The sequence below is a fragment of the Actinophytocola sp. genome (assembly GCF_036402745.1).
In the GTDB taxonomy this organism is placed as follows: Bacteria; Actinomycetota; Actinomycetes; order Mycobacteriales; family Pseudonocardiaceae; genus Actinophytocola.
Genome location: NZ_DASWSJ010000042.1, coordinates 1 through 23,781, shown reverse-complemented (window position 1 = coordinate 23,781; position 23,781 = coordinate 1). Strand labels below are relative to the sequence as shown.

25 protein-coding genes are annotated in these 23,781 nt (G+C 72.3%); 15 read left to right on the top strand and 10 right to left on the bottom strand.

All coding sequences use genetic code 11. The annotated features are described in order from the left end of the window. Positions 1 to 2: 2 nt before the first annotated feature. The gene (locus VGD70_RS04325) at positions 3 to 1,439 is read left to right on the top strand and encodes a gamma-aminobutyraldehyde dehydrogenase (protein ID WP_331078325.1); all 1,437 of its coding nucleotides are present in this window, start codon (positions 3 to 5) and stop codon (positions 1,437 to 1,439) included. Here the strand turns inward: VGD70_RS04325 and sigJ are convergent. Beyond that, positions 1,436 to 2,305, bottom strand: a complete 870-nt coding sequence (gene sigJ / locus VGD70_RS04320) for an RNA polymerase sigma factor SigJ (RefSeq protein WP_331078323.1) — start codon at positions 2,303 to 2,305, stop codon at positions 1,436 to 1,438. The genes VGD70_RS04325 and sigJ overlap by 4 nt on opposite strands. A gap of 126 nt (positions 2,306 to 2,431) precedes the next feature. Here sigJ and VGD70_RS04315 point away from each other — a divergent pair, with 126 nt between their 5' ends. Next, positions 2,432 to 2,890: a carboxymuconolactone decarboxylase family protein gene (locus VGD70_RS04315; RefSeq protein ID WP_331078321.1), complete on the top strand. Its 459-nt coding sequence runs from the start codon at positions 2,432 to 2,434 to the stop codon at positions 2,888 to 2,890. Positions 2,891 to 3,010: 120 nt separating this feature from the next. Here VGD70_RS04315 and VGD70_RS04310 read toward each other — a convergent pair whose 3' ends face one another. Genes VGD70_RS04310 through VGD70_RS04290 form a run of 5 tightly spaced genes read right to left on the bottom strand, consistent with a single transcriptional unit; the run spans position 3,011 to position 8,353 of the window. Further along, entirely contained in the window at positions 3,011 to 4,216 is a 1,206-nt protein-coding gene (locus tag VGD70_RS04310) for a saccharopine dehydrogenase family protein (RefSeq protein ID WP_331078319.1), read from the bottom strand. After that, a complete protein-coding gene (locus tag VGD70_RS04305) occupies positions 4,216 to 5,028 on the bottom strand; it encodes an ABC transporter permease (RefSeq protein WP_331078317.1) in 813 nt (270 codons plus the stop codon). The genes VGD70_RS04310 and VGD70_RS04305 overlap by 1 nt, the downstream gene beginning before the upstream one ends. Before the next feature lies 1 nt (position 5,029). Further along, positions 5,030 to 5,965, bottom strand: coding sequence for an ABC transporter permease (locus VGD70_RS04300; protein ID WP_331078316.1), 936 nt, complete (start codon positions 5,963 to 5,965; stop codon positions 5,030 to 5,032). Next, positions 5,962 to 7,098 (bottom strand): ABC transporter ATP-binding protein, encoded by a 1,137-nt coding sequence (locus VGD70_RS04295; protein WP_331078314.1) that lies wholly within the window; start codon positions 7,096 to 7,098, stop codon positions 5,962 to 5,964. The genes VGD70_RS04300 and VGD70_RS04295 overlap by 4 nt, the downstream gene beginning before the upstream one ends. A 4-nt stretch (positions 7,099 to 7,102) precedes the next feature. Beyond that, positions 7,103 to 8,353, bottom strand: a complete 1,251-nt coding sequence (locus VGD70_RS04290; protein WP_331078312.1) for a spermidine/putrescine ABC transporter substrate-binding protein — start codon at positions 8,351 to 8,353, stop codon at positions 7,103 to 7,105. A 109-nt stretch (positions 8,354 to 8,462) separates the two neighbouring features. Here VGD70_RS04290 and VGD70_RS04285 point away from each other — a divergent pair, with 109 nt between their 5' ends. From VGD70_RS04285 to VGD70_RS04255, 7 genes are all read left to right on the top strand, one after another. Next, a complete protein-coding gene (locus VGD70_RS04285) occupies positions 8,463 to 8,960 on the top strand; it encodes an Lrp/AsnC family transcriptional regulator (RefSeq protein WP_331078310.1) in 498 nt (165 codons plus the stop codon). An 89-nt stretch (positions 8,961 to 9,049) separates the two neighbouring features. Next, complete coding sequence (locus VGD70_RS04280; protein ID WP_331078308.1) at positions 9,050 to 10,423, top strand: aspartate aminotransferase family protein; 1,374 nt, start codon at positions 9,050 to 9,052, stop codon at positions 10,421 to 10,423. Further along, the gene (locus VGD70_RS04275) at positions 10,408 to 11,766 is read left to right on the top strand and encodes an FAD-dependent oxidoreductase (protein WP_331078306.1); all 1,359 of its coding nucleotides are present in this window, start codon (positions 10,408 to 10,410) and stop codon (positions 11,764 to 11,766) included. Before VGD70_RS04280 ends, VGD70_RS04275 begins: the two co-directional genes overlap by 16 nt. A 117-nt stretch (positions 11,767 to 11,883) precedes the next feature. Continuing rightward, complete coding sequence (locus tag VGD70_RS04270) at positions 11,884 to 12,507, top strand: copper resistance CopC family protein (RefSeq protein ID WP_331078305.1); 624 nt, start codon at positions 11,884 to 11,886, stop codon at positions 12,505 to 12,507. Between the two features lie 119 nt (positions 12,508 to 12,626). Continuing rightward, positions 12,627 to 13,100 carry an ATP-binding protein gene (locus VGD70_RS04265; RefSeq protein WP_331078304.1) on the top strand — a complete coding sequence of 158 codons (474 nt, stop codon included), beginning with the start codon at positions 12,627 to 12,629 and terminating at the stop codon, positions 13,098 to 13,100. 308 nt (positions 13,101 to 13,408) lie between these two features. Continuing rightward, entirely contained in the window at positions 13,409 to 14,005 is a 597-nt protein-coding gene (locus tag VGD70_RS04260; RefSeq protein WP_331078302.1) for a TetR family transcriptional regulator, read from the top strand. Between the two features lie 56 nt (positions 14,006 to 14,061). Beyond that, positions 14,062 to 15,591 carry an FAD-dependent monooxygenase gene (locus VGD70_RS04255; RefSeq protein WP_331078300.1) on the top strand — a complete coding sequence of 510 codons (1,530 nt, stop codon included), beginning with the start codon at positions 14,062 to 14,064 and terminating at the stop codon, positions 15,589 to 15,591. On the opposite strand, the gene VGD70_RS04250 is transcribed toward VGD70_RS04255, so the two are convergent. Both VGD70_RS04250 and VGD70_RS04245 read right to left on the bottom strand, forming a co-directional pair. Continuing rightward, positions 15,558 to 16,298 (bottom strand): GntR family transcriptional regulator, encoded by a 741-nt coding sequence (locus VGD70_RS04250; protein ID WP_331078298.1) that lies wholly within the window; start codon positions 16,296 to 16,298, stop codon positions 15,558 to 15,560. The two genes, VGD70_RS04255 and VGD70_RS04250, sit on opposite strands and share 34 nt — an antisense overlap. Then, positions 16,298 to 17,440 (bottom strand): acyl-CoA dehydrogenase family protein, encoded by a 1,143-nt coding sequence (locus tag VGD70_RS04245; RefSeq protein WP_414637889.1) that lies wholly within the window; start codon positions 17,438 to 17,440, stop codon positions 16,298 to 16,300. Before VGD70_RS04245 ends, VGD70_RS04250 begins: the two co-directional genes overlap by 1 nt. Before the next feature lie 89 nt (positions 17,441 to 17,529). On the opposite strand from VGD70_RS04245, the gene VGD70_RS04240 reads away from it, so the two are divergent. Further along, positions 17,530 to 18,519 carry a MaoC family dehydratase gene (locus VGD70_RS04240; RefSeq protein ID WP_331078296.1) on the top strand — a complete coding sequence of 330 codons (990 nt, stop codon included), beginning with the start codon at positions 17,530 to 17,532 and terminating at the stop codon, positions 18,517 to 18,519. 240 nt (positions 18,520 to 18,759) lie between these two features. On the opposite strand, the gene VGD70_RS04235 is transcribed toward VGD70_RS04240, so the two are convergent. Next, positions 18,760 to 19,155 carry a nuclear transport factor 2 family protein gene (locus tag VGD70_RS04235; RefSeq protein WP_331078294.1) on the bottom strand — a complete coding sequence of 132 codons (396 nt, stop codon included), beginning with the start codon at positions 19,153 to 19,155 and terminating at the stop codon, positions 18,760 to 18,762. A 10-nt stretch (positions 19,156 to 19,165) separates the two neighbouring features. Continuing rightward, positions 19,166 to 19,630 (bottom strand): hemerythrin domain-containing protein, encoded by a 465-nt coding sequence (locus VGD70_RS04230; protein ID WP_331078292.1) that lies wholly within the window; start codon positions 19,628 to 19,630, stop codon positions 19,166 to 19,168. 101 nt (positions 19,631 to 19,731) lie between these two features. Between VGD70_RS04230 and VGD70_RS04225 the strand changes: the two genes are divergently transcribed. From VGD70_RS04225 to VGD70_RS04205, 5 genes are all read left to right on the top strand, one after another. Continuing rightward, positions 19,732 to 21,258 (top strand): sigma-70 family RNA polymerase sigma factor, encoded by a 1,527-nt coding sequence (locus VGD70_RS04225; RefSeq protein ID WP_331078290.1) that lies wholly within the window; start codon positions 19,732 to 19,734, stop codon positions 21,256 to 21,258. Between the two features lie 84 nt (positions 21,259 to 21,342). Next, the gene (locus tag VGD70_RS36900; RefSeq protein ID WP_414637888.1) at positions 21,343 to 21,618 is read left to right on the top strand and encodes a hypothetical protein; all 276 of its coding nucleotides are present in this window, start codon (positions 21,343 to 21,345) and stop codon (positions 21,616 to 21,618) included. Between the two features lie 17 nt (positions 21,619 to 21,635). After that, the gene (locus VGD70_RS04215) at positions 21,636 to 22,268 is read left to right on the top strand and encodes a response regulator transcription factor (protein ID WP_414637890.1); all 633 of its coding nucleotides are present in this window, start codon (positions 21,636 to 21,638) and stop codon (positions 22,266 to 22,268) included. A gap of 51 nt (positions 22,269 to 22,319) precedes the next feature. Further along, positions 22,320 to 23,489, top strand: coding sequence for a thiolase family protein (locus VGD70_RS04210; protein WP_331078287.1), 1,170 nt, complete (start codon positions 22,320 to 22,322; stop codon positions 23,487 to 23,489). Between the two features lie 44 nt (positions 23,490 to 23,533). Then, positions 23,534 to 23,781 (top strand): RNA-binding S4 domain-containing protein (locus tag VGD70_RS04205; RefSeq protein ID WP_331078338.1); only part of this gene is annotated, 248 nt, incomplete at its 3' end.

Below are 23,781 nucleotides of genomic sequence, written 5' to 3'. Positions count from 1 at the left end.
GGATGACCGAGAAGAGCGTGCTGCGGAACTTCGTCGACGGCGCCTACGTCGAGCCGGCCGACGGCCGGTACGCGGACCTGATCGACCCGAGCACCGGTGAGGTGTTCGCGGCGGCGCCGGTGTCCGGGCCCGCGGACGTCGACCGGGCGATGGCCGCGGCGGCCAGGGCTTTCGAGACGTGGCGGGACACGACGCCGCGGGAGCGCCAGCTCGCGTTGCTGCGCTTCGCCGACGCGCTCGAGGCGCGGACCGACGACCTCGTCGACGCGGAGTGCCGCAACACCGGCAAGCCGCGCCAGCTCACGCTCGAGGAGGAACTGCCGCCCGCGGTCGACCATTTCCGGTTCTTCGCCGGCGCGTCGCGGGTGCTGGAGGGCAAGTCGGCCGGCGAGTACCTCGCGGGGCACACCAGCTACGTGCGGCGCGAGCCGATCGGGGTGTGCGCCCAGGTCACGCCGTGGAACTACCCGCTGATGATGGCCGTGTGGAAGATCGCGCCGGCGATCGCGGCCGGCAACACCGTGGTGCTCAAGCCGTCGGACACGACGCCGGTGTCGACGCTGCTGATGGCCGAGATCGCGGCGGAGTTCTTCCCGCCCGGCGTGTTCAACGTGATCTGCGGCGACCGCGACACCGGCCGCGCGCTGGTCGCGCACCCGACGCCGCAGATGGTGTCGATCACCGGGTCCGTGCGGGCCGGCCGCGAGGTCGCCACCGCGGCCGCCGCCGACCTCAAGCGCGTGCACCTCGAGCTGGGAGGCAAGGCCCCGGTCGTCCTGTTCGACGACGCCGACCTCGCCGCGGCGGCCGAGGCCATCGCGGTCGGCGGCTACTTCAACGCCGGCCAGGACTGCACGGCCGCGACCCGGGTGCTCGCGGGCCCGGGCCTGCACGACGAGTTCGTGGCCGCGCTGACCGAGCAGGCCCGCAACACCCGCACCGGCCCGCCGTCGGAGGAGGACGTGCTGTACGGGCCGCTGAACAACGCCAGCCAGCTCTCCCGGGTGAGCGGCTTCGTCGACCGCCTGCCGGACCACGCGACCGTCCACATCGGAGGGTCGCAGGTCGGCGACCGCGGCTACTTCTACGCCCCCACCGTGGTCTCGGGTCTCCAGCAGGACGACGAGATCATCCAGGACGAGGTGTTCGGGCCGGTGATCACCGTGCAGCGCTTCACCGACGAGGCCGAGGCCGTCCGCTGGGCGAACGGCGTGGAGTACGGCCTGGCCGCGTCGGTGTGGACGCGCGACCACGGCCGCGCGATGCGCATGACGGGCAAGCTGGACTTCGGCTGCGTCTGGGTGAACACGCACATCCCGTTCATCTCCGAGATGCCGCACGGCGGCTTCAAGCACTCCGGCCACGGCAAGGACCTGTCGACCTACGGGTTCGAGGACTACACCCGCGTCAAGCACGTGATGCACAACATCGAGTCCTAAAGGGACAGACCGGCCAGGCGCTCCGGGTCGAGGAGGATGTCGATCGCCGCGATGCGCTCGCCCGCCACGGTGAAGGCGAACAGCACCTGCGGCCGGCCGTCGCGGGTGATGAGCACGCCCGCGGCGCCGTTGACCACGACCGGGCGCGGCACGCCGCCCGCGCCCGCGCCGCGGAAGGTGAACGCCTGGCGCGCGACGGCCTCGGCGCCGCGCAGCTCCCGGGAGACGGCCGCCGGCAGCACGCCGCCGTCGGCACGCAGGACGACGTCGGGGTCGAGGACGGCGACGAGCGCGTCGAAGTCGCCGTCGCGGGCGGCGGCGAAGAACGCGTCGACCACCGCGCGCTGGCGGGCCAGGTCGGCGTCCGGCGTGGTCGGCGCGCCCTGGACGCGGCGGCGGGCCCGGCTGGCGAGCTGCCTGGTCGCCCCCAGCGAGCGGCCGACGATCGGCGCGATCTCGTCGAACGGCAGCGCGAACATGTCGTGCAGCACGAACGCCAGCCGCTCGGCCGGGTCGAGCGTGTCGAGGACGACGAGCAGCGCCAGCCCGACCGAGTCCGCGAGCAGCGCCTGGTGCTCGGGATCGGCGGCGCTGCCGACGATCGGGTCGGGCAGGTGCGGCCCGGCCGGCTCCTCCCGGCGGGATCTCCGTGAGCGCAGCATGTCCAGGCACACCCGGCCGACGACCGTGGTGAGCCAGCCGCCGAGGTTGCGCACGTCGCTCGGGTCGGTGCGGCTGAGCCGGAACCAGGACTCCTGGACGGCGTCGTCGGCCTCGGCCAGCGAGCCCAGCATGCGGTAGGCCACCGCGCGCAGGTGTGCGCGGTGCTCCTCGAAGCGCTCGGCCAGCCACTGCTGCTCGTCCATCGGTCCTCCTGTGTGCGTCGGTCACAGCACTGACTCCTGCGGCGGGCCCGTTGTGACCGGCGCCGGTCACATCCGTGCCGCGAGCTCCGTCAGGGCGGTGAGAGAACCGAGTCGAAGGAGCGAGCGATGCAGGCACGGATGAAGAACCCCGCGATGGTGCTGCCGGACGGGCTGAAGGCCTCCCAGGCCCTGAACAAGGTGGCGACCAAGGGCGGGGTCGAGCCGGAGACGCTGGAGCTGGTGCACCTGCGGGCGAGCCAGATCAACGGCTGCAGCGCGTGCGTCGGCTTCGTCGACGAGGCGAAGCGGGCCGCGATGGGCGATCGGCTGTGGCTGGTCTCCGCCTGGCAGGAGGCGCCGTGTTACACCGATGCGGAACGCGCGGCCCTGGCGCTGGCCGAGTCGATGACCCGGCTGGCCGACCGCAGCGGCGACGCCGTCTCCGACGAGCTGTGGACCGAGCTGACCAAGCACTACACCGAGGAGCAGCTGGCCGGGCTGATCTTCTGGGTCGCGACGACCAACTTCTACAACCGCCTCAACACGGCGGTCAAGGAGCCGGCCGGCCCGGCGACCTGGGCCTAGCGTTTCGGCAAGGGAGGTCGGTGCGTTTGTCGGTGGATCCGGTTACGTGCCGAACCTCTCTTGCCACCTGCCGCCCGCGGGGGCCGTGCCGTAACCGCACGCCGGTTACGAGACGTCCCGTTAGGACTTACGCAGGCCCCACGGAGAGCCGTAGTCCTTCAGGAGGTCGAGGTACGGGACGGGGTCGAAGGCCTCCGGGCCGAGGACGCCCGTCCCCGACCATGTCCCGGACGCCAGCAGCTCCAGCGCGACCACCGGGTTGATCGCCGTCTGCCAGGACACCGCCTGGTGGCCGTACTCGCGCATCGACCACTCGTTGTCCACCACGTGGTAGAGGTAGACCTCCTCCGGGGCGCCCGACAAACCCACCCCGCGGACCCACGTGCCCGCGCACGTCTTCCCGGTCATCCGCGGGCCAAGGCCCGCCGGGTCGGGCAGGCACGCGGCCACGACGTCACGCGGGGCCACCGACGCCCCGCCCACCTGGACCGGGGAGGTCGAGTCCAGGCCCAGCTTGTGCAGGGTCCGCAGCACCTCGATGAACTCGTCGCCCAGGCCGTACTTGAACGTCACCCGGTCGGCCGTGACCCAGCGCGGGATCAGCAGGACCTCCTCGTGCTCCACGTTCACGCACTCGACCGGGCCGATGCCCTCGGGGAAGTCGAACACCTCGGGCTCGCTGAACGGCTCGGTCGTGTACCAGCCGCGGTCCCGCGACCAGATCACCGGCGGGTTCAGGCACTCCTCGATCGTGGTCCAGATGGAGAACGTCGGCGCGAAGTCGTGGCCCTCCACGACGAGGTTGGCCCCGTCCCGCACGCCGATCTCGGAGATCGACGTGAACAGGTGGTCGGCCGCGTACCTCGCGAAGACGTCCGACAGGCCGGGCTCGACGCCGATCCCCACGAGCGCCAGCCGGCCGGCGGTCTCCCATGCCTCGGCGGCCGCGAACTGGTCGTCGCCCAGCTTCACGCCCGTGCGGCTGAAGGGATGCGTCGGGTGCGGTGTGGACAGTGACATCGCCATGTCCAGGTAGTCCGCCCCCGCGGCGAGCGCGCCCTCGAACAGCGGCATGTTGAACCGCGGGTCGACCGCGTTCAGCACGTGCGTGATCCCGCGCTCCCGGCACAGCGCGGCGACGTCGGCCGCGGACGACGCGTCCAGCCGCACGGACGAGAACCGCGGGTCGGCCACCGACGCGACGGCCGCGGCGGCGCGGTCCGCCGCGTAGTCGGCGACCACATAGGACGAGAAGAACTGCCGCCGCGTCGCGATGGACACCGCGGCCGAGCCGACGCTGCCCGCGCCGACCTGCAACACCCGCATCACGAGACCCCCAACAGCCGGGCCTGGCGCCGGCCACGCAGCTGCACGATCACCACGAGCACGAACGCCAGCAGGAACACCGCGGTCCCGATCACGTTGACCTGCCGGGGAATCCCGCGCTGCGCCGCGCCCCACACGTACATCGGGAACGTCACCGTGGTGCCCGAGTTGAAGTTGGTGATGATGAAGTCGTCGAAGGACAGCGACAGCGACAGCATCGCCGCCGCCGCGATGCCCGGCAGCACCAGCGGCAGCGTCACCCGCCGGAACGTCTGCCACTCGTTGGCGTACAGGTCCATCGCCGCCTCCTGCAGCCGCGGGTCCATGCCCGCGAGCCGCGCCTTCACCGTCACGACGACGAACGAGAGGCAGAAGAGGATGTGCGCGATCACCACGGTCCAGAACCCGAGCGGGATCTGCAGCGTGACGAACAACGCGAGCAGCGACGAGCCCATCACGACCTCGGGCGTGGCCATCGGCAGGAAGATCAGCACGTTGGTGCCGCCGCGGCCGCGGAACCGGTGGCGCGCCAGGGCGAACGCCATCAGCGTGCCGAGCACCGTCGCGATCAGCGTTGCCACCAGGGCGATCCCGACGCTCACCCGCAGCGCGTCGCCGATCCCGGCCGTGTTGAACGGGTGCAGCCAGTAGTCCAGCGTCCACTGGTCGGACAGGTCGTAGGACAGCCGGTTCGACGGCCGGTTCACCGACAGCAGCAGCACCACGACGATCGGCAGGAACAGGTAGGCGAGCACCAGCAGCCCGACCGTCATGACCCAGTGGTCGGCCACCCTGCGCCAGAAGCGGTACACCTCAGACCACCTCCTCGGTGCCGGCCGCGCGCACGTACGAGAACACCATCACGAGGATCGTCGCCATCAGCAGGAACGACAACGCCGCCGCCTGCGGGTAGTCCAGCCGCACCAGGAACGACGAGTCGATCACGTTGCCGATCATGTACTCGTTCGGCGTGCCGAGGAGCTCGGCGTTGATGTAGTCGCCGGCCGCGGGGATGAACGTCAGCAGCGTGCCCGCGATGACGCCCGGCATCGACAGCGGCAGGGTCACCTTCCGGAACGTCGCCACCGGCGTGGCGTACAGGTCGCGCGACGCCTCCAGCAGCCGGCCGTCGAGCCGGTCGAGGCTCGCGTACAGCGGCAGGACCATGAACGGCAGGAAGTTGTAGACCAGCCCGCACACCACCGCGGTCGGCGTGGCGAGCAGCCGGAAGTCGTCCGGCACGAACGGCAGGCCGCGGAAGAAGCCGACCAGCCAGCCGTTGTCGGACAGGATCGACTTCCACGCGAGCGTGCGCACCAGGAACGTCGTGAAGAACGGCGCGATCACGCACACCAGCAACAGGTTGCGCCACCGGCCCGACTTCTGCGCGATCGCGTACGCGAGCGGGTAGCCGAGCACCAGGCAGATGATCGTCGCGAGGCCCGCGTACACCGCCGAGCGCACGAGGTGCGGCCAGTACGCCTGGATCGCGTCGAGGTAGTTGCCGAACGCGAAGGTCTGGCTGTACCCGTTCTCCAGGCTGCCCGCGCGGTCGTACAGGCTCGTCCCGGCGAGCTGGATCGAGGGCACGACGAAGAACAGCAGCAGCCAGATCCCGCCCGGCAGCAGCAGGAGGTACGGCGTCCAGCGCCGCCGCTTCTTGCCGGCGACCGGCTCGGCGACGGGCTCGACCTCGGGCGGCGTGCCCGGCCCGGCGCCGCCGGCGGCCGCGCCGACCAGAGCCGTCACGGCGCCACACCCAGCGGGTCGGCCGAGTACTGGGTCACGTCGTCACCCTGGCCCGCCGGCCGGTCCAGCACGAACGAGTGCGGCGGGTACCAGTGCGCGATCACCTCGGTGCCCGGCGACATCGGCTCACCCGGCGACGCGTTGGCCGAGAACACCGACATCTCCTGGCCCCACGGGGTCCTCAGCAGGTACTCGGTGCTCACGCCTGCGTAGCAGGTGTCGGTGAGCACGCCGCGCACCTGGTTGTGGCCGGCCGGCGGGTCCTCGCCCGGCGCGGCCAGCCGCACCTTCTCCGGCCGCACGCCGAGCCACACCCGGCCCTCGGTCGCGTGCGCGCGCCCGGCGGGGGCGGCGAACCGCGCGCCGTGCGCGGTCAGCGCGAGGTCCGCACCGGACCGGCCGGCGACCTCGGCGGCGAACAGGTTGGACTGGCCCAGGAAGTTCGACACGAACGGCGAGGACGGGAACTCGTAGATGTCGGTCGGCGCGCCCAGCTGCTCGATGCGGCCCTCGTTCATCACCGCGACCGTGTCGGCCATCCACATGGCCTCGTCCTGGTCGTGGGTGACGTGCAGGAAGGTGATGCCCACCTCGGTCTGGATCCGCTTGAGCTCGATCTGCATCTGCCGGCGCAGCTTGAGGTCCAGCGCGCCGAGCGGCTCGTCGAGCAGCAGCACCCGTGGCTCGTTGACCAGCGCCCGGGCGAGCGCGACGCGCTGCTGCTGGCCGCCGGAGAGCTGCGCGGGCTTGCGGTTCTCGTACCCGCCGAGCTGCACCAGCTCGAGCATCGTCGTCACCTTGCCGGCCACGTCCTTGGCCCCGCGCTGGCGCAGCCCGAACGCGACGTTGTCCTTGACGGACAGGTGCGGGAAGAGCGCGTAGCTTTGGAAGACCGTGTTGACCGGCCGGCGGTAGGGCCGCAGCGTCGTGATGTCCTGGTCCCCCAGCCGGATCGTGCCCGAGGTCGGCTCCTCGAGCCCCGCGACCGTGCGCAGCGTCGTGGTCTTGCCGCACCCGGATGCCCCGAGCAGTGCGAAGAACGAGCCCTGCGGCACGGTCAGGCTCAGGTCGTCGACCGCCGTGAACGGGCCGAACCGCTTGGTGACGTTGGAAAGAACGAGGTCGTCAACCATTTCCCTATGCCCCAATCACCTGCTGGAACTTCTGCTCGAAGATGCGTTCCTGCGCCTCGTTCAGCGCCATGAAGACCTTCGACGTCGACAGCACCGACTCGTCCGGGAAGATCAGCTGGTTGGCGGCGAGCTCCGGGTCGATCTTCTCCATCTCGGCCTGCGCGCCCTTGACCGGGCAGATGTAGTTGACCCACGCGGAGAGCTCCGCGGCGACGGACGGCTCGTAGTAGTAGTTCATGAGCGCCTCGGCATTCGCCTGGTGCGTCGCCTCGTTGGGCACCTGCATGTTGTCCGACCACAGCATCACCCCGGACTCCGGCGTGACGAACTGGACCTTGTCGTCCTCGAAGTTGAGCTGGATGACGTCGCCGGACCAGCCGGCGCACGCCGCGATGTCGCCCTTGGCGAGCTCCTGGGCGTAGTCGTTGCCGGTGAACCGGCGGATCTGCCCGGAGTCGACGGCCCGCTGCAGCGTGGTCAGCGCCTGGTCGAACTCGTCCTCGGAGAAGTTCGACGGGTCCTTGCCGATCGAGAGCAGCAGCAGGCCCATCGTGTCGCGCATCTCCGACAGCATCGTGACCTTGCCCTTGAGGTCCGGGCGGGTCAGCAGCTCGTCGACGGTGCGGACCTCCTTGGTGACGTTGCCGTTGAACGCGATCCCGGCCAGGCCCGTCTGCCAGGGCACGGCGTACTCGGTGTTCTTGTCCCACGGGCGGCCGCGCAGCGAGTCCAGCAGGTTCGCCTCGACGTTGGGCAGCTTGTCCTTGCGCAGCGGCTGCACCCAGCCCAGGCGGATCAGCCGCGCGGCCATCCAGTCGGTGAGGACGATGACGTCGCGGTCGATCGCCTGGCACGCGGACAGCTGGTTGCGCACCTTGCCGAAGAACTCGTTGTTGTCGTTGACGTCCTCCTGGTACGTCACCTGGATCCCGGACCGGGCCATGAAGGCGTCCAGGGTCGGCCGCTTGCTCTCGTCGTTCTCGGCGACGTCGATGTAGAGCGGCCAGTTGGAGACGACGAGCTTCTTGTCGCTCGTGGACCGGTCCGCGGCGCGGCAGCTCGCCGGGTCCTGCCGGGTGCCCGGCATCCCGCACGCGGTGAGCACGCTGCCGGTCGCCGCGAACGCGCCCACGCCCAGCAGGCCACGCAGTACGGTCCTGCGGGACGCGCCACCGGACCCACGGCGCCCTTCGGACATCGCTCGCCGTACCGCGGCCGCCTCGGGGGAGAGCGGGGGATGCTCTCTGGTTCGCATGGCGACTGATACTGACACGGAGTGACGCTCGTAACAAGGGATTCCGTTGTCACAGTCGCACTACGCAACGAAATACGCCAGAATCACCGGCGTAACAAGGGAGGACCAGATGGCGGAGTCCGCATCGGAGCGCCGGTTCGTCGTGCGGGACGGCGCCCAGCACGCGCTGCTCGACGACGTGGCCAAGGCGATCATCGAGCAGTTGCAGGAGGACGGCCGGCGGCCCTACGCCACGATCGGCCGCGCGGTGGGGCTGTCCGAGGCGGCCGTGCGCCAGCGGGTGCAGCGGCTGCTCGACGCCGGGGTGATGCAGATCGTCGCCGTCACCGACCCGCTCCAGCTGGGCTTTCCCCGCCAGGCGATGGTCGGCCTGCGCACGTCCTCGGACCTCGAGGAGACCGCGGACCGGCTCGCCGGCATCGCCGAGGTCGACTACGTGGTGATCACCGCGGGCTCGTTCGACCTCTTGGTCGAGGTGGTCGCCCGCAACGACGACCACCTGCTGGAGATCCTCAAGGAGATCCGCGCGGTGCCCGGGGTGGCGACGACGGAGGCGTTCGTCTACCTGAAGCTGCGGAAGCAGACCTACTCGTGGGGCACCCCCTGATACGAAATCCGTTGTGAACATCGCACTCTTCTGCGGATTCATTTGTCCCGAGACTTGTCACGGCCGGATTTGTGTGCGATAACCGTCTCATGGCCAGCACCGACTCCCATGCCGCCGACCACCTCTGGATGCACTTCACCCGGATGTCGTCCTACGCGGACGCCCCGGTGCCCACGATCGCCCGCGGCGAGGGACCGTACGTGTACGACACGAACGGGAAGCGTTACCTCGACGGGCTTTCCGGGCTGTTCGTGGTGCAGGTCGGGCACGGGCGCGAGGAGCTCGCCGAGGCCGCGGCCAAGCAGGCGCGCGAGCTCGCGTTCTTCCCGATCTGGTCCTACGCGCACCCGAAGGCGATCGAGCTGGCCGAGCGGCTGGCCGAGCTGGCGCCGGGTGACCTGAACCAGGTCTTCTTCACCACCGGCGGCTCGGATGCCGTCGAGAGCGCGTGGAAGCTCGCCCGCGCGTACTTCAAGCTGGCCGGCAAGCCCACCAAGCACAAGGTCATCTCCCGGTCGATCGCCTACCACGGCACGTCGATGGGGGCGCTGTCGATCACCGGGCTGCCGGGGCTGAAGGCGGACTTCGAGCCGCTGGTCCCGTCGACGATCCGGGTGCCGAACACGAACCTCTACCGCGCGCCGGCCGGCACCGCGGGCCCGGACGGGACCGACGCGGAGGCGTTCGGCCGGTGGGCCGCGGACCGCATCGAGGAGGCCATCGAGTTCGAGGGCGCCGACACGGTCGCCGCGGTGTTCCTCGAGCCGGTGCAGAACTCGGGCGGCTGCTTCCCCGCGCCGCCCGGGTACTTCCAGCGGGTGCGGGAGATCTGCGACCGGCACGACGTGCTGCTGGTGTCGGACGAGGTGATCTGCGCGTTCGGCCGGCTCGGCGAGTATTTCGGCGCACAGCGGTACAGCTACCAGCCGGACATCATCACCTGCGCGAAGGGCCTCACGAGCGGTTACGTGCCGCTGGGGGCGATGCTGGTGAGCGACCGGCTGGCCGAGCCGTTCCGGCAGGGCACCAACTGGTTCGCCCACGGCGTGACGTTCGGCGGGCACCCGGTGGCGAGCGCGGTGGCGCTCGCGAACCTGGACCTGTTCGTGCGCGAGGACCTCAACGCGCACGTGCGCAAGAACTCCGACCTCTTCCGGTCCTATTTGGAGCGTCTGTACGACCTGCCGATCGTGGGCGACGTGCGCGGGGACGGGTACTTCTTCGGCATCGAGCTGGTGAAGGACAAGGAGACCCGCGAGACGTTCACCGACGACGAGGCGGAGGCGCTGCTGCGCGGGTTCCTGTCGCGCGCGCTGTTCGAGAACGGGTTGTACTGCCGGGCCGACGACCGGGGCGACCCGGTGGTGCAGCTGGCGCCGCCGCTGATCTGCGAGGAGTCGCACTTCGCGGAGATCGAGCAGGTGCTGCGGTCGGTGCTGACCGAGGCGTGGAGCCGGCTCTGAGCCTGTGGCTGTCCACCCTGGACCGCACGCCGAGGGCGCCGCTGCCCGGTGACGCCGAGGTGGACGTCGCGATCGTGGGGGCCGGGTACACCGGCCTGTGGACGGCGTACTACCTGGCGGTGACCGACCCGTCGGTGCGCGTCGCGGTGGTCGAGGCGCAGGTCGCCGGGTTCGGGGCGAGCGGGCGCAACGGTGGCTGGTGCTCGGCGCTGTTCCCCGTGTCGCCCACCGCTGTCGCCCGGCGGCACGGCCGGCAGGCGGCGCTGGCCCTGACCCGCGCCATGGAGTCCACTGTGGACGAAGTGGGCCGGGTGGCCGCGGCCGAGGGCATCGACTGCCACTACGCGAAGGGCGGCACGGTGTCGCTGGCCCGGACGCCGGTGCAGGCGGCCCGGGCGCGCGCGGAGCTGGCGTCGGCGGCGGAGTTCGGCATCGACGCGTCGTGGCTGCCGGCCGCCGAGGCGCGGGCGCGATGCGGCGCGACGGACGTGCGCGGGGCCGTGTACGTGCCGGCCTGCGCGGCGATCCAGCCGGCGCTGCTGGTGCGCGGCCTGGCCGAGGCGGTCGAGCGGCGGGGGGTGCCGGTGTACGAGCGGACGACCGCGCTGTCGCTGCGCCCGGGCGCGGTGGTGACCGACCGCGGCACGCTGCGCGCGCCGGTGGTCGTCCGCGCGACGGAGGGCTACACGTCGGGTCTGCCCGGCCTGCGCCGGACGTTGGCGCCGCTGTACTCGCTGATGGTGGCGACCGAGCCGCTGCCGGCGTCGTTCTGGTCGGCGGCCGGCCTGGCCCGCCGCGAGACCTTCACCGACTTCCGCCGGATGATCATCTACGGCCAGCGCACGGCCGACGACCGCCTGGCGTTCGGAGGTCGCGGCGCGCCGTACCACTTCGGCTCCCGGGTCGCCCCGTCCTTCGACCGGGATGCCCGCGTCCACGCGGCGATCGAGTCGACGCTGGTGGAGCTGTTCCCCGCGCTGGGCCCGAACCCGCCGATCACCCACCGGTGGGGCGGCCCGCTCGGCGTCCCGCGCGACTGGACCGCCTCGGTGGGCTTCGACCGCGCGACAGGCCTGGCGTGGGGCGGCGGCTACGTCGGCGACGGCGTCGGCACCTCCAACCTGGCCGGCCGGACCCTGGCCGCCTTGATCACGGAGACCGACAGCGACCTGACGACGCTCCCCTGGGTCGGCCACCGGTCTCCCCGCTGGGAGCCGGAACCGTTGCGCTGGCTGGCCATCAACGCGGGCCTGAAGGTGATGTCCGTGGCCGACGACCGCGAGGACCGCACCGGCCGCGAGTTCCGCCCCGCGGCCCTCTTCAGCCGCTTCCTGGGCGAGTAGGCGCTGCCCGGATTGGCCGGGTCCCAGAGCCAAGGTGGGCGCCACGCGGACTGGGCCGATCCCACCAGCCGGCGGCGATGCGACGATGTGCGCCCGATCGCCGTGAATGGAGTCGCCGTGCTCGTTCGACACCTGGCCGCCGCGTTGACGCTCGGCGCGCTGGCGCTGGTGGTGACCGCGACGCCGGCGTTCGCGCACGCCGAGCTGGTCTCCAGCACACCCGCGAACGGCTCCACCATCCCCGCGGCGCCGCCCACCGTCCAGCTCGTCTTCGACCAGCCGGTGACGCTCGCGGCGAACCCGGTCGAGATCATCGGGCCGGGCAACGTCACCTGGCAGGTCGCGACGCCGACCGTCACGGGCTCGGCCGTGCTCGCCGACGTCCGGGCCGCCGGCCCCGCGGGCGTGTACACCCTGGTCTACCGGCTGCGGTCGACCGACGGCCACGCGATCAGCGGCTCCATCCGGTTCACGATGGCCGTCGCCGTGCCGGCCGCACCGGCGGCCACCACGACGAGGACCCCCTCGGGGACAACCCCGCCGAGCGGGCCCGCCCCCGAGTCCAGCGCGGCAGCGGCCGAGACGACGACCGAGCCGCCCCCGCCGACAGCGGCGGCAACGGCGACAGCGGCGACGGCGGCCGAAGGCGGTGCGCCGTGGTGGGTTTGGGCACTCGGCGGAGCGATTCTTGTGGCCGCGATCACCCTGGTGACGCTCCGCGTTCGGCGCTCGAGCCGCTGACCAGCACTGTTGCATGTGGGCCAAGTTCGCGGCAGGATCTGCCGGGTTGCCTGCCGTTGAGGTGGAAGGTTCCTGTGCACGATCAGACCGCGCAGGTCGACGATCTTCGACTCGTCGCGATGCCTAGCGCTGTGAACTGCGCCGATCTCTTCGTGCGCTTCACACTCACCGAGTGGCACGTGCCCTCGATGGTCGACGATGTCTCCGACACGGCCAAAAAACTGGTACACGCCGTCATCGGCAGCGTCGTGCAGGGCGCGACGCCGACGATGATGACCGTCCGGCTCCGGCTACGCGGCGACGCCGTGGCCATCGAGGTCGAGGACGACCGGCACACACCGAAGCTCACCGTGCCGCGCAGCCTCGGCGGCAAGAGAAGCGGCGTCACCACGATGGGCCGGGGCCGCCAGCTCATCTGGTGTGAGCTGCCGCTGCCCACCGGCCTGGACGCGACGGTGGTGCCCCTGCCCCGCCGCGGCACCACCCGCGCCGCGCCCAGGCGCTCGGCCGAGATCGACGACGCGGCCGACCTCAACAACACCGTGATGCAGCGGATCCTGGACGGCCTGCGCAAGGACGACCCGACGATCTGACGGAGCGTCCGCTCAGACGAGCGCCGCCACGCAGGTCGCCGAGCCGGCGCCGACGAGCACCACCGCCCACCCGCGGTCGAGGTTCACCCAGGCGCTGCGCAGGATCCGCATGCCGAGGAACTCGTGGACGCAGAGCGCGATGGCGTCGCCACCACGATCATCGCCCCGCGCCGTGCGCTCGCAACACCCGGAACCCCCGTCGACGACGACCCGAGACGTCCGTCCGCCGGGACCGAGCCGTCCGATCAGCGGAAAACTGCGTGGCACGTAATATTGCGGGACACGCAAGTTCGGGCTACTGTGGTGACATGAGCGGACTACGGGAGCGGAAGAAGCTGCAGACGCAGGAGGCCCTCAGCTGGGCGGCCCTGCGGCTCACCGTGGAGCGTGGGCTCGATCAGGTGCTCGTCGAGGACATCGCGGCCGCTGCCGGGGTCTCGCCGCGCACGTTCAACAACTACTTCTCCAACAAGGCCGAGGCCATCGCCTGGCGGCATCTCAACCGGGCGCGCCAGGCGGCCGACCGCATCCGGGAGCGGCCACGCAGCGAGCCGCTCTGGGAGTCGATCACCCGGGCCGTCGTGGCGCACGCGGGCGGTGAGCACGACCAGCCGGATCCACAGTGGACGGCCGGGGTACGGCTGATGATGGACGAGCCGGCCCTGCTCGGCGAGTTTCTGAAGGCCGGCGCCAAGGCCGCGGAGGAATGCGCGGTCGCCATCGCCGAGCGGACGGGCACCGAGCCCACCGACCTCTACCCGCGGCTCGTGGCCGCCGCCATCGGGGCCGCCAACCAGGCCGCCACCGAGCAGTGGGTCCGCGCGAACCCGCCGGTGCCCCTCGCGCCGCTCCTCGAGGACGCGCTGCGCCAGATCGCCGCCGGGTTGCCCGACCCCTCGGCCTGACCTCACCGAACACCGCACCCCGCCGGCAACCACCGGCGGCGCAAGGAGGCGTCCCCATGTCCGATGTCCTGATCATCGGCGGCGGCCCCAACGGCCTGCTGCTGGCCGGCGAGCTCGCCCTCGCCGGCGTCCGCGCCACGGTCCTGGAGCGGTTCGCCGAACGACCCACCATGCCCAAGGCCAACGGGCTCGTCGGCCGCGTCGTCCAGGCCATGGACCACCGCGGCCTCTACGAACGACTCAGCGGCTCGACCACTCCCCCGGTGCCGATGCCCGGCTTCCAGTTCGGCGCGCTCCCCCTCGATCTGTCCACAATGGAGCATTCGCTCTACGCGCTGCCCGTCCCGCAGCGGCGGCTGGAGGAGCTGCTGGAGGACCGCGCCCGCGAGCTCGGCGTCGACCTCCGGCGCGGCCACGAGCTCCGCGCGGTGCACCAGGACGACGACCGGGTGACCGCCGAGATCGACGGCCCGGACGGACCCTACGAGCTGGCCGCGAAGTACCTCGTCGGCGCCGACGGCGGGCGCAGTGTCGTCCGCAAGCAGTGCGGCATCGGCTTCCCCGGCATCACCGACGACGGCTTCGTCAGCCGCACCGGCCAGGTCGAGATCGCCGCACCGGTCGCCGTCGGCACCGGCGAGCTCGACGTGCCCGGCCTCGGCCGGCTGCGCCCCGCGACCTTCACCCGCACCGACACCGGCATGTTCGCCTACGGGATGTTCCAGCCCGGCCGCTACCGCGTGTCCGTCTTCGAGTGGGGCGCCGAGCCGGCCACCGAGCACGACGACATCCCGCTGGCCGAGCTGCGGGACGCGGTCAACCGGGTCCTCGGCACCGACCTCCCGATGAGCGAGACGATGACCGGGGCCACGACCGGCGCCCTGCGGCGCACGGTCGGCGTCAACTCCCGGCAGGCCGACCGCTACCGGCACGGCCGCGTGTTCCTCGCCGGCGACGCCGCGCATGTCCACAGTGGAGTCGGCGGGCCCGGGCTGAACCTCGGCATGCAGGACGTGCTCAACCTCGGCTGGAAGCTCGCCGCGGCGGTCGGCGGGTGGGCCCCGCCCGGCCTGCTCGACACCTACGAGTCCGAGCGCCAGCCGGTCGGTCTGCGGGTGATCATGCACACCCGCGCGCAGCTGGCCCTGCTCCAACCGGGCCCGAACGTCACCGCGCTGCGGGAGCTGATGACCGAGCTGCTCCACGACCGCGCCACCGCGCGGCACCTCGCCGACCTCATGGCCGGCGCCGACATCCGGTACGCCACGGCGGACCCGCACCCGATGGCCGGCCGGTGGGTGCCCGACCTGACCCTGCACGACGGCCGGCGCATCGCCGAGCTGCTCCGCCCGGCGCGCCCGATCCTGCTGAACCTGGCCGGCCGCAAGGACATCGCCGACGCGGCGGCGGGGTGGGCCGACCGGGTCGACGTCGTCACCGCACGCGCCGACACCCCCGTCGCGGCCGTGCTGGTCAGGCCGGACAGCTACGTCGCCTGGGCCACCGACGACTCGGCGGACGGCCTGCGCGACGCGCTGGAGACGTGGTTCGGTCAGGCCGGCCCGCGCCTCAGCCGCACCCGGTAGGAGTAGTGCTCCGGCAGGAAGTAGCTGGTCGCGAGCTCGACGAGGCGCCCGGTGGAGTCGAGGTAGCTGCGGTCGACGCGCAGCAGCGGGTCCCCCGGGCGGCCGTCGATCGTGAGCGCCACCGTGTCGGTGGCGGCGACCGCGGTGATGCTCTGCTCGGCCTCGGCGACCACGGTGCCCGTGTGCGCGTCGATCATGCCGATGATCGTCACCTCGCTCAGCGCACCCGGCGTGGACAGCGACGGCAGCGCGGCGAGCGTCGCGCCGATGTCCGGCGGCAGGTACACCGTCGTCAGGCAGAAGCACACGTCGTTGTGCAGGCGGCGGAAGACCAGCCGGTAGACGACGTCGCTGTCGAGCCGAAGCCGGCTGGCCGCGTCGATGTCGACCTGGCGGCGCAGCGGGGTGAGCACCTCGAGCTGGGTGTCGAGCGAGAGGCCCAGCAGGTCCTCGATCGACCCGAACTGGCGCAGGTACGGCTCGCCCCGCGGCGCGGCGAACGTGCCCCGGCCGGGCACCCGGCGCACCATGCCCTCGGACACGAGATCCTGGAACGCGCGCCGCACGGTCTGGCGCGACACCCGGTACTCCGTCGCGAGCTCGGCCTCGGTGGGCAGCCGCCCGCCGTCGGCGTAGCGGCCCCGCAGGATGGCGCCGCGCAGCGTGCGGGCGAGCATCGCGTAGGCCGCCTCGGTGCGCGCGGGCATCACAACCCCCTCGCCACGAGCTGCGCGGCGATGACGTTGCGCTGGATCTCGTTGCTGCCCTCGCCGAGGATCATCAGCGGCGCGTCGCGGAAGTAGCGCTCGACGTCGAACTCGGTGGAGTAGCCGTAGCCGCCGTGGATGCGCATGGCGTTCAGCGTGATCTCCATGGCGGTCTCGGAGGCGAAGAGCTTGGCCAGGCCCGCCTCGAGGTCGCAGCGCTCACCCGCGTCGTAGCGCCGCGCGGCGTGCAGCACGAGCTGGCGCGCGGCGGTGTACCTGGTGGCCATGTCGGCCAGGTAGTTGCCGATCGACTGGTGCTGCCAGATCGGCTTGCCGAAGCTCTCCCGCTCCTGGGCGTACCGCAGCGCGTCGTCGAGCGCGGCGCGGGCGACGCCGAGCGCGCGGGACGCGACCTGGATCCGGCCGATCTCCAGGCCCTTCATCATCTGCGCGAACCCGTGGCCCTCCGCGCCGCCGAGCAACACCGGCCCGGGCGCCTGGAAGTCCACAAAGGACAACTCGCAGCTCTCGACCCCCTTGTAGCCCAGCTTGGGCAGGTCGGCGGAGACGGTGAGGCCCGGGCCGTGCTCGACGAGCAGGATGCTGATGCCGGCGTGCCGCGGCTCGGCGTGCGGGTCGGTCTTGCACAGCAGCGCGATGAGCTGGGAGCGGCGCGAGTTGGTGATCCACGTCTTGGTGCCGTTGACGACGTAGCCGTCCCCGTCGCGGCGTGCGGTGGTGGTGATCGCCTGGAGGTCCGAGCCGCCGCCGGGCTCGGTGAGCGCCATCGTGGCCCGGACCTCGCCGGTGGCCATCCGCGGCAGGTAGTGCTGCTTCTGGTCGTCGGTGCCGAACCGGTCGAGGAGCTTGGCGACGACGGTGTGCCCGCCCATCGCACCCGCGAGGCTCATCCAGCCGCGCGCGAGCTGCTCGGTGACCGCCACGTAGCACGGCGCGGACACGGCCACCTCGCCGTAGGGCTCGGGTACGGCGAGACCGAAGATGCCGAGCCGCTTCATCTGCTCGATGAGCTGCTCGGGGTAGGTGTCGGCGTGCTCGAGCTCCCGCGCGACGGGCCGGACGTCGCGGTCGACGAACTCCCGCACGGTGTCGACGATGCTCTGTTCCTCTTGGCTCAGCACGGAGTCATCGCCACCTGTCCACGGGTCAAATGTACGGCCAATATCACTCACGATTGTCCCAGGTGTCAAGCGAGCCTAGGGTCGTCAGCATGATATGGCCGGATAAATCGGAGGGCCCGTACTTCGACGAGCTCGCGGTGGGCGACCGCGTCGACGGCGCGCCCGGGGTGACGCTCACCGAGGGCCACGCGGCGGTGCACCAGGCGGTGCTGGGCGACCGGCTGCGGCTGCCGCTGGACCACGCGCTGGCCCGGGACGTGGCCGGCGCCGGGCCGCTGGCGCACCCGGCCCTGGTCTGGGACGTCGCGATCGGACAGTCCACTCTGGTCACCCACCACGTGCGGGCCAACCTGTTCTACCGCGGGCTGGCGTTCCACCGGTACCCGGTCATCGGCGACACGCTGCGCACGGTCACCGAGGTGGTCGGGCTGCGGGAGAACACCCGCAAGCCCGGCCGCGCGCCGACCGGGCTCGCCGCCCTGCGGATCACCACCGTGGACCAGGAGGACCGGCCGGTGCTGGACTTCTGGCGCTGCGCGATGCTGCCGCTGCGCTCCACCGAGCCGACGGGCCACCGGGACGACCTGACCACGCTCGGCGCGGCCGAGGTCGGCGCGCCGTCGCTGGCCGGCTGGGACCTGGCCCGGTTCCGCGCGCGGGTGCCGGGCGAGCACTTCGCGGCGATGACGGTGGGCCGGTCGTGGCAGGTGGTCGGCGCGGACGTGGTGTCGAGCGCGCCGGAGCTGGCCCGGCTCACCGTCAACATCGCGATGGCCCACCACGACGAGGTGGCCGCGGGCGGGCAGCGCCTGGTGTACGGCGGCCACACGGTCGGGGTGGCGCTGTCCCAGGCGTGCCGGGCTGTCCCGAACATCGTGACGGTGGCCGGCTGGGCCTCCTGCGACCACCCCGGCCCGGTCCACGAGGGCGACTCGCTGTCCAGCCGGGTCGAGGTCACCGGCGTCGAGCCGCTGCCGGCCGGCGGCCTGGTCTCCTTGCGGTCCACTGTGGACGCACGGGCCGGGGGCGCGGCGGCGCGGCCGGTGCTCGACTGGCGGTTCACGGTGGTGCTGGCCTGAGCCGACGGGGTGACGGGCGCGTGCCCGGCCCGGCAGGCGAGAACGGCGCCGAGCACCCACATGACGGCCTGGCCGGTGATCACGAAGAGCACCCCGCCGACCGCCGCGACGGCGGGGAGGAGCCAGCGTGCGGCCGGTCATGCCGGCCGCCGGCCCCCGGAATCCAGCGTAACGACGAGCACCGACGGTCCGGGGCGGTCGGGGCCGCCGCTGTGGACAACCCGCGGCGCGGCGCGCGGCCTACCGGCCGGGCTGGGGGTTCCACGGCTGGTCCGGCCAGAACGGCCACTCCTCGAACACCACGCAGCGGCCGTCGGCGGCGAAGCGGGCCAGCCAGAGGTCCTGGAACTCCTGGTCGACCGGATCGCCGTAGCGCACGAGCAGCTTGGCCACCCCGGTGTCGCCCTCGACCGCGACGATCTCCGCGGTCATCGTGAACACCTCGTCCGGCCCGTCGCGCTCCTGCTCCCAGTCGGCGGCGATGGCGGCCAGCCCGACGATCGGCTCCTCGTACGGAGAGTGCCGGTAGCGGGCGTCCTCGGTGAACAACGCGCGCAGGTGGTCGGTGCCCGCGCTGCGCCAGGACCGCTCGTACCCGTCGATCCACGCGGCGAAGGCCGCTCGGTCGGTCGCCATGGCCCGGATGCTATTCGGGGAAGGTCGTGGCGCGGGTCAGCACCGCCGCGTCGGCCGCGCCGGGGCGCAGCGCGTTGAGGGCGGCGACGATCTTCTTCTCCTCGTAGACCAGGTGGGTCTCCAGCAGCGCGGCGAGCGTGTCGATCTCCTGCCGCGTGTCATCGCCGCTGTCGAGGAGCCCGGTGAGCCTGCGCATCGCGTCGGCGACGAGGACGTGGTCGCGGCGCAGCTCGGCCAGCACCGGCGCCAGCTCGGGAAACTCCCTGGCCAGGACCGGGAAGGCGCCGTCGTCCTCGGCCTCGTGGTGGCGGGTGAGCACCGCGCAGAACGTGAGGCAGTGGGTGCGCAGGTCCGCGGCCGGCATCCCCTCGCCGGCACGGAACCGATCGAGTTGCTCGCGCAGCCGGATATGGGTTTGCACCAACTGGTTGCCGAACGCCGTCACCCGGTCGTACGGTTCGGCCGCTGTCCCCATGAAGAAATCGTAAGGTTCTCCCCCGCAAGTGCTCCTACCGGAGCAAGCCGCCGTCAGAAACTGGACCCGGAGGTTCCGGAAATCGTGCGCAGGACCCGCTGGTGAGCGCGCTCACCGACCCCACCGACGCCGAACTCGTCGCTGGCGTGCTGGCGGGCGACCGAGAGGCGTTCGCGGCCGTGTACGACCGCTACGCCGACCGGCTGCACGACTTCTGCTGGTCCGTGCTCCGCGACCGCGACGAGGCCGCGGACGCCGTGCAGGACACCTTCGTTCTCCTCGCCCAGCGGCTCGCTCAGCTGACCGACCCCGACCGGCTCCGGCCCTGGCTGTACGCCGTCGCGCGAAGCGTGGCGTTACGCAAGGTCCGGGCGCGGCAACGGGTCGTGCTCGACGAGGTGGGAGACATGGCGGACACCGATCCGGGACCGGACCGGGCGGCCGAGCAGGGGGCACTGCGCGAGCTCGTGTGGAGCGCCGCCGCCGGGCTGTCCGAACGGGACAGAGCGTTGCTGGACCTGCACGTACGGCAAGGCCTCGACGGGGCCGAGCTGGGCGAGGCGATGGGCGTGAGCGCCGGCCACGCCTACGTGCTGCTCACCCGCCTGCGCGACCAGGTCGAGCGGTCGCTCGGCGCGCTGCTGATCGCCCGCCAGGGCCGTGCGGACTGCGCCGGGCTCGACGCTCTGCTGTCCGATTGGGACGGTCGCTACTCGCCGCTGATGCGCAAGCGGGTCGCCCGGCACGTGGACCTGTGCGACGTCTGCTCGAGCCGCCGGCGGATCATGGTCAGCCCGTTCGCGCTGCTCGCGGCCGTGCCGTTGCTGCCGGCTCCGGTCTGGCTGCGGGACCGGGTGATGGACGAGGTCGACCTGGCCGCGTACGAGACCGAACCGGCCACCCAGGTGACGGAGGCCGTGACGCCGCCCGCCGCCGCGGACTCCTTCGCCGACGCCGACGACGACGCCGAGGACCACGTCGCGGACCCGCCGGACGCCGCCGCCCGCCGGCGGCTGCGCATCATCGCGGCGGCGGTCGCGGTGCTGGCGCTGCTGGTCGCCGGCGGTGCGGCGGTCTACCTGCGAAACACGCCGGTGCCCGGTGAGCCGCTGGGCCTGGACGTGCCGATCGGCGTCTCGACGTCGTCGAGCGGGCCGAGCAGCAGCGCCCCCGGCTCGTCGAGCTCCGCGCCGCCGACCACCACGACGACGCCGGTCGAGACCACGACGGACCGGACCATCACGACCACCGACAGCCCGATCGTCCAGGACCCGCCCAGTCCCCCGAACCCGCCCCGGGACACGACCCCGCCCACCATCGGCCGGGCCGCCGCCTCGCCGAGCACGATCAACCAGAACGCCGCCCTCTGCGACCCGACCACGAGCCAGGTCTCCGCACTCGTGGCCGACAACGTGGGCGTCGCCTCGGTGATTCTCAGCTGGACCGGGCCGGACGGTCCGGGCAGCGCGGCCATGTCGAGGAACGGCAACCAGTGGACCGGCACGCTGGGGCCGTTCCCGTCGTCGGGCACGGTCTCCTGGACCATCGCGGCCGCCGATGCCGCCGGGAACCCGGCCCCGCCCACGGGCGGCAGGCTCACCGTCAATCCCTGTCCGTTCATCGGCTGAGAAAAGTTCCGCGGGAAAGTTGTAAGGCCTCGCGAAGGTCGTGACTCCTACCGGGCGACACACCGTCACCCCAGGAGGAACACGATGAAGAACCGCGCACCGGCCCGGAGTCTCACGGTCGCCGGCACCATCCTGTTCGGCGCCCTCGTGCTCGGCGCGCCGCCCGCCGAAGCCGCGGATCGACCTGCCCGCAACGGATCTCGCCAACCCGGAGCCGTGCGGCGACACCTGCCCGCCGCCCGGATCTGGCGCCCGACCCCGGACCCGGTGCTGCGCCTGATCACCTGCGGCGGCGCGTTCGACCGCGTGGCCCGCAGCTATCTCGACAACGTCATCGGCTACGCCGACCGACTCGTGTGAATTGGGGAACAGCAATGTTGGCAACCACCACCCGCACCCAGGTCATCGCCCGCGCGACGGACCCGATCCTGCAGAACGGCATCCAGCTGGCGCTGCGCACGCGCCCGGAGCTGTGGCTGGTCGACGAGGACGCGGAGGCGTCGCGGACCGTCGCGCTGGTCGCGGCGGACCGGTTCGACGAACGGACCGCCGGGCTGCTGAAGGCGTTACAGGGGCGGGGCTTCACCCGCATCGTGCTCATCACCGGGGAGCTGGCGGACGCGGAGGTACTGACCGCGGTCGAGGCCGGGGTCTGCGCGGTGGCCCGGCGCGCGGACAGCACGCCGGAGGTGCTGGTGCGCCTGGTGACCGCGGCCGCGGCCGGCGAGGGCGCGCTGCCGCCGGACCTGCTGGGCCGGCTGCTCAACCGGGTGTCGCGGCTGCAGCGCCACGTGCTCGAGCCGCGGGGGCTGCGGCTGGCGGGCATCACGAACCGGGAGGGCGAGGTGCTGCGGCTGGTCGCGTCCGGCATGTCCACCAAGGAGATCGCGGACAAGCTGTGCTACTCCCAGCGCACGGTGAAGAGCATCCTCCACGACGTGACGAACAGGTTCCAGCTGAAGAACCGCGCCCACGCGGTGGCCTACGCCCTGCGCGAGGGCCTCATCTGACCCGGCGGACGTCACAGCACGACTTCCCCGACTCTCCGGGAGACTGGGGGCATGAGCGACGCATTCGTCTACGACGCGGTCCGCACCCCGTTCGGCCGGTTCGACGGCGCCCTGGCCAAGGTGCGCCCGGACGACCTCGCCGCCACCGTGCTGCGCGCGATCGCCGACCGCTCCCCCGCGCTCGACCCCGGTGCCGTCGACGAGGTCGTGCTCGGCAACGCCAACGGCGCCGGCGAGGACAACCGCAACGTGGGGCGGATGGCCGTGCTCCTCGCCGGCTACCCGGTGACCGTGCCCGCCAGCACCGTCAACCGGCTGTGCGGCTCGAGCCTCGACGCCGCGATGTCCGCGTCCCGCGCGATCGAGAGCGGTGACGCGGAGATCGTGGTCACCGGCGGCGTCGAGTCGATGACCCGCGCGCCGTGGGTGCTGCCCAAGCCCGACCGCGCGTTCCCGGCCCGCGACGTCACCGCCGTGTCGACCACGCTGGGCTGGCGGCTGGTCAACCCCGCGATGCCCGAGGAGTGGACGGTCTCCCTCGGCGAGTCCAACGAGCAGCTGCGGGAGGAGTTCGGCATCTCCCGCGCCCGGCAGGACGAGTTCGCCGAGCGGTCGCACCAGCTCGCGCACGCGGCGTGGGAGGCGGGCTTCTACGACGACCTCACCGTGCCCGTCGCCGGCCTCACCCGGGACGAGGGCATCCGGCCGGACACGAGCGTGGCGAAGCTGGCCGGGCTGAAGGCGTCGTTCCGCCCGGACGGCACGATCACCGCGGGCAACGCGTCGCCGCTCAACGACGGCGCGTCGGCCGTGCTGCTGGGCTCCGGCTCCGCCGGCCTCGGCCGCCCGCCGGTGGCCCGGATCGCGGGCCGCGGGGCCAGCGCGCTGGAGCCGCAGCGGTTCGGCTACGCGCCGGTCGAGGCGGCCAACCGGGCGCTGGATCGGGCCGGCATCGGCTGGCCGGACGTCGGCGCGGTCGAGCTGAACGAGGCGTTCGCCGTGCAGTCGCTGGCGTGCCTGGACGCCTGGAAGGTCGACCCGCAGATCGTCAACACCCGCGGCGGCGCCATCGCGATCGGCCACCCCCTCGGCGCGTCGGGCGGCCGGATCCTCGGCACGCTCGCCAAGGTCCTCCGCGAGGGCGGCCACCGCTGGGGGGTGGCCGCCATCTGCATCGGCGTCGGCCAGGGGCTGGCCGTGGTCCTGGAGAACGTCACCTGACCGGCGAGTGCGCGCCGGCGGGGTGACAGGCCATCATGGGTGCTGTGGAGTCCACCCGAGTGGATCGCTGGCTGTGGGCGGTCCGGCTGACCAAGACCCGACCGGACGCCGCCGCGGCCTGCCGGGGCGGGCACGTGCGCGTCAACGACCACCCCGCCAAGCCCGCGACGACCGTCTCCGCGGGCGACGAGGTCCGCGCCCGCGTGGGCGACACCACCCGGGTCCTCGAGGTCGTGCGGGTCATCCAGAAACGGGTGGGCGCCGCCGACGCCGCCACCTGCTTCATCGACCG

Excerpts from the sequence above, each read along its gene's own strand:
- VGD70_RS04325 (WP_331078325.1), top strand. The coding sequence starts at position 3 with ATGACCGAGAAGAGCGTGCTGCGGAACTTCGTCGACGGCGCCTACGTC.
- sigJ (WP_331078323.1), bottom strand. The coding sequence starts at position 2,305 with ATGGACGAGCAGCAGTGGCTGGCCGAGCGCTTCGAGGAGCACCGCGCA.
- VGD70_RS04315 (WP_331078321.1), top strand. The coding sequence starts at position 2,432 with ATGCAGGCACGGATGAAGAACCCCGCGATGGTGCTGCCGGACGGGCTG.
- VGD70_RS04310 (WP_331078319.1), bottom strand. The coding sequence starts at position 4,216 with ATGCGGGTGTTGCAGGTCGGCGCGGGCAGCGTCGGCTCGGCCGCGGTG.
- VGD70_RS04295 (WP_331078314.1), bottom strand. The coding sequence starts at position 7,098 with ATGGTTGACGACCTCGTTCTTTCCAACGTCACCAAGCGGTTCGGCCCG.
- VGD70_RS04290 (WP_331078312.1), bottom strand. The coding sequence starts at position 8,353 with ATGCGAACCAGAGAGCATCCCCCGCTCTCCCCCGAGGCGGCCGCGGTA.
- VGD70_RS04285 (WP_331078310.1), top strand. The coding sequence starts at position 8,463 with ATGGCGGAGTCCGCATCGGAGCGCCGGTTCGTCGTGCGGGACGGCGCC.
- VGD70_RS04280 (WP_331078308.1), top strand. The coding sequence starts at position 9,050 with ATGGCCAGCACCGACTCCCATGCCGCCGACCACCTCTGGATGCACTTC.
- VGD70_RS04265 (WP_331078304.1), top strand. The coding sequence starts at position 12,627 with ATGCCTAGCGCTGTGAACTGCGCCGATCTCTTCGTGCGCTTCACACTC.
- VGD70_RS04260 (WP_331078302.1), top strand. The coding sequence starts at position 13,409 with ATGAGCGGACTACGGGAGCGGAAGAAGCTGCAGACGCAGGAGGCCCTC.
- VGD70_RS04255 (WP_331078300.1), top strand. The coding sequence starts at position 14,062 with ATGTCCGATGTCCTGATCATCGGCGGCGGCCCCAACGGCCTGCTGCTG.
- VGD70_RS04250 (WP_331078298.1), bottom strand. The coding sequence starts at position 16,298 with ATGCCCGCGCGCACCGAGGCGGCCTACGCGATGCTCGCCCGCACGCTG.
- VGD70_RS04240 (WP_331078296.1), top strand. The coding sequence starts at position 17,530 with ATGATATGGCCGGATAAATCGGAGGGCCCGTACTTCGACGAGCTCGCG.
- VGD70_RS04235 (WP_331078294.1), bottom strand. The coding sequence starts at position 19,155 with ATGGCGACCGACCGAGCGGCCTTCGCCGCGTGGATCGACGGGTACGAG.
- VGD70_RS04230 (WP_331078292.1), bottom strand. The coding sequence starts at position 19,630 with ATGGGGACAGCGGCCGAACCGTACGACCGGGTGACGGCGTTCGGCAAC.
- VGD70_RS36900 (WP_414637888.1), top strand. The coding sequence starts at position 21,343 with ATGAAGAACCGCGCACCGGCCCGGAGTCTCACGGTCGCCGGCACCATC.
- VGD70_RS04210 (WP_331078287.1), top strand. The coding sequence starts at position 22,320 with ATGAGCGACGCATTCGTCTACGACGCGGTCCGCACCCCGTTCGGCCGG.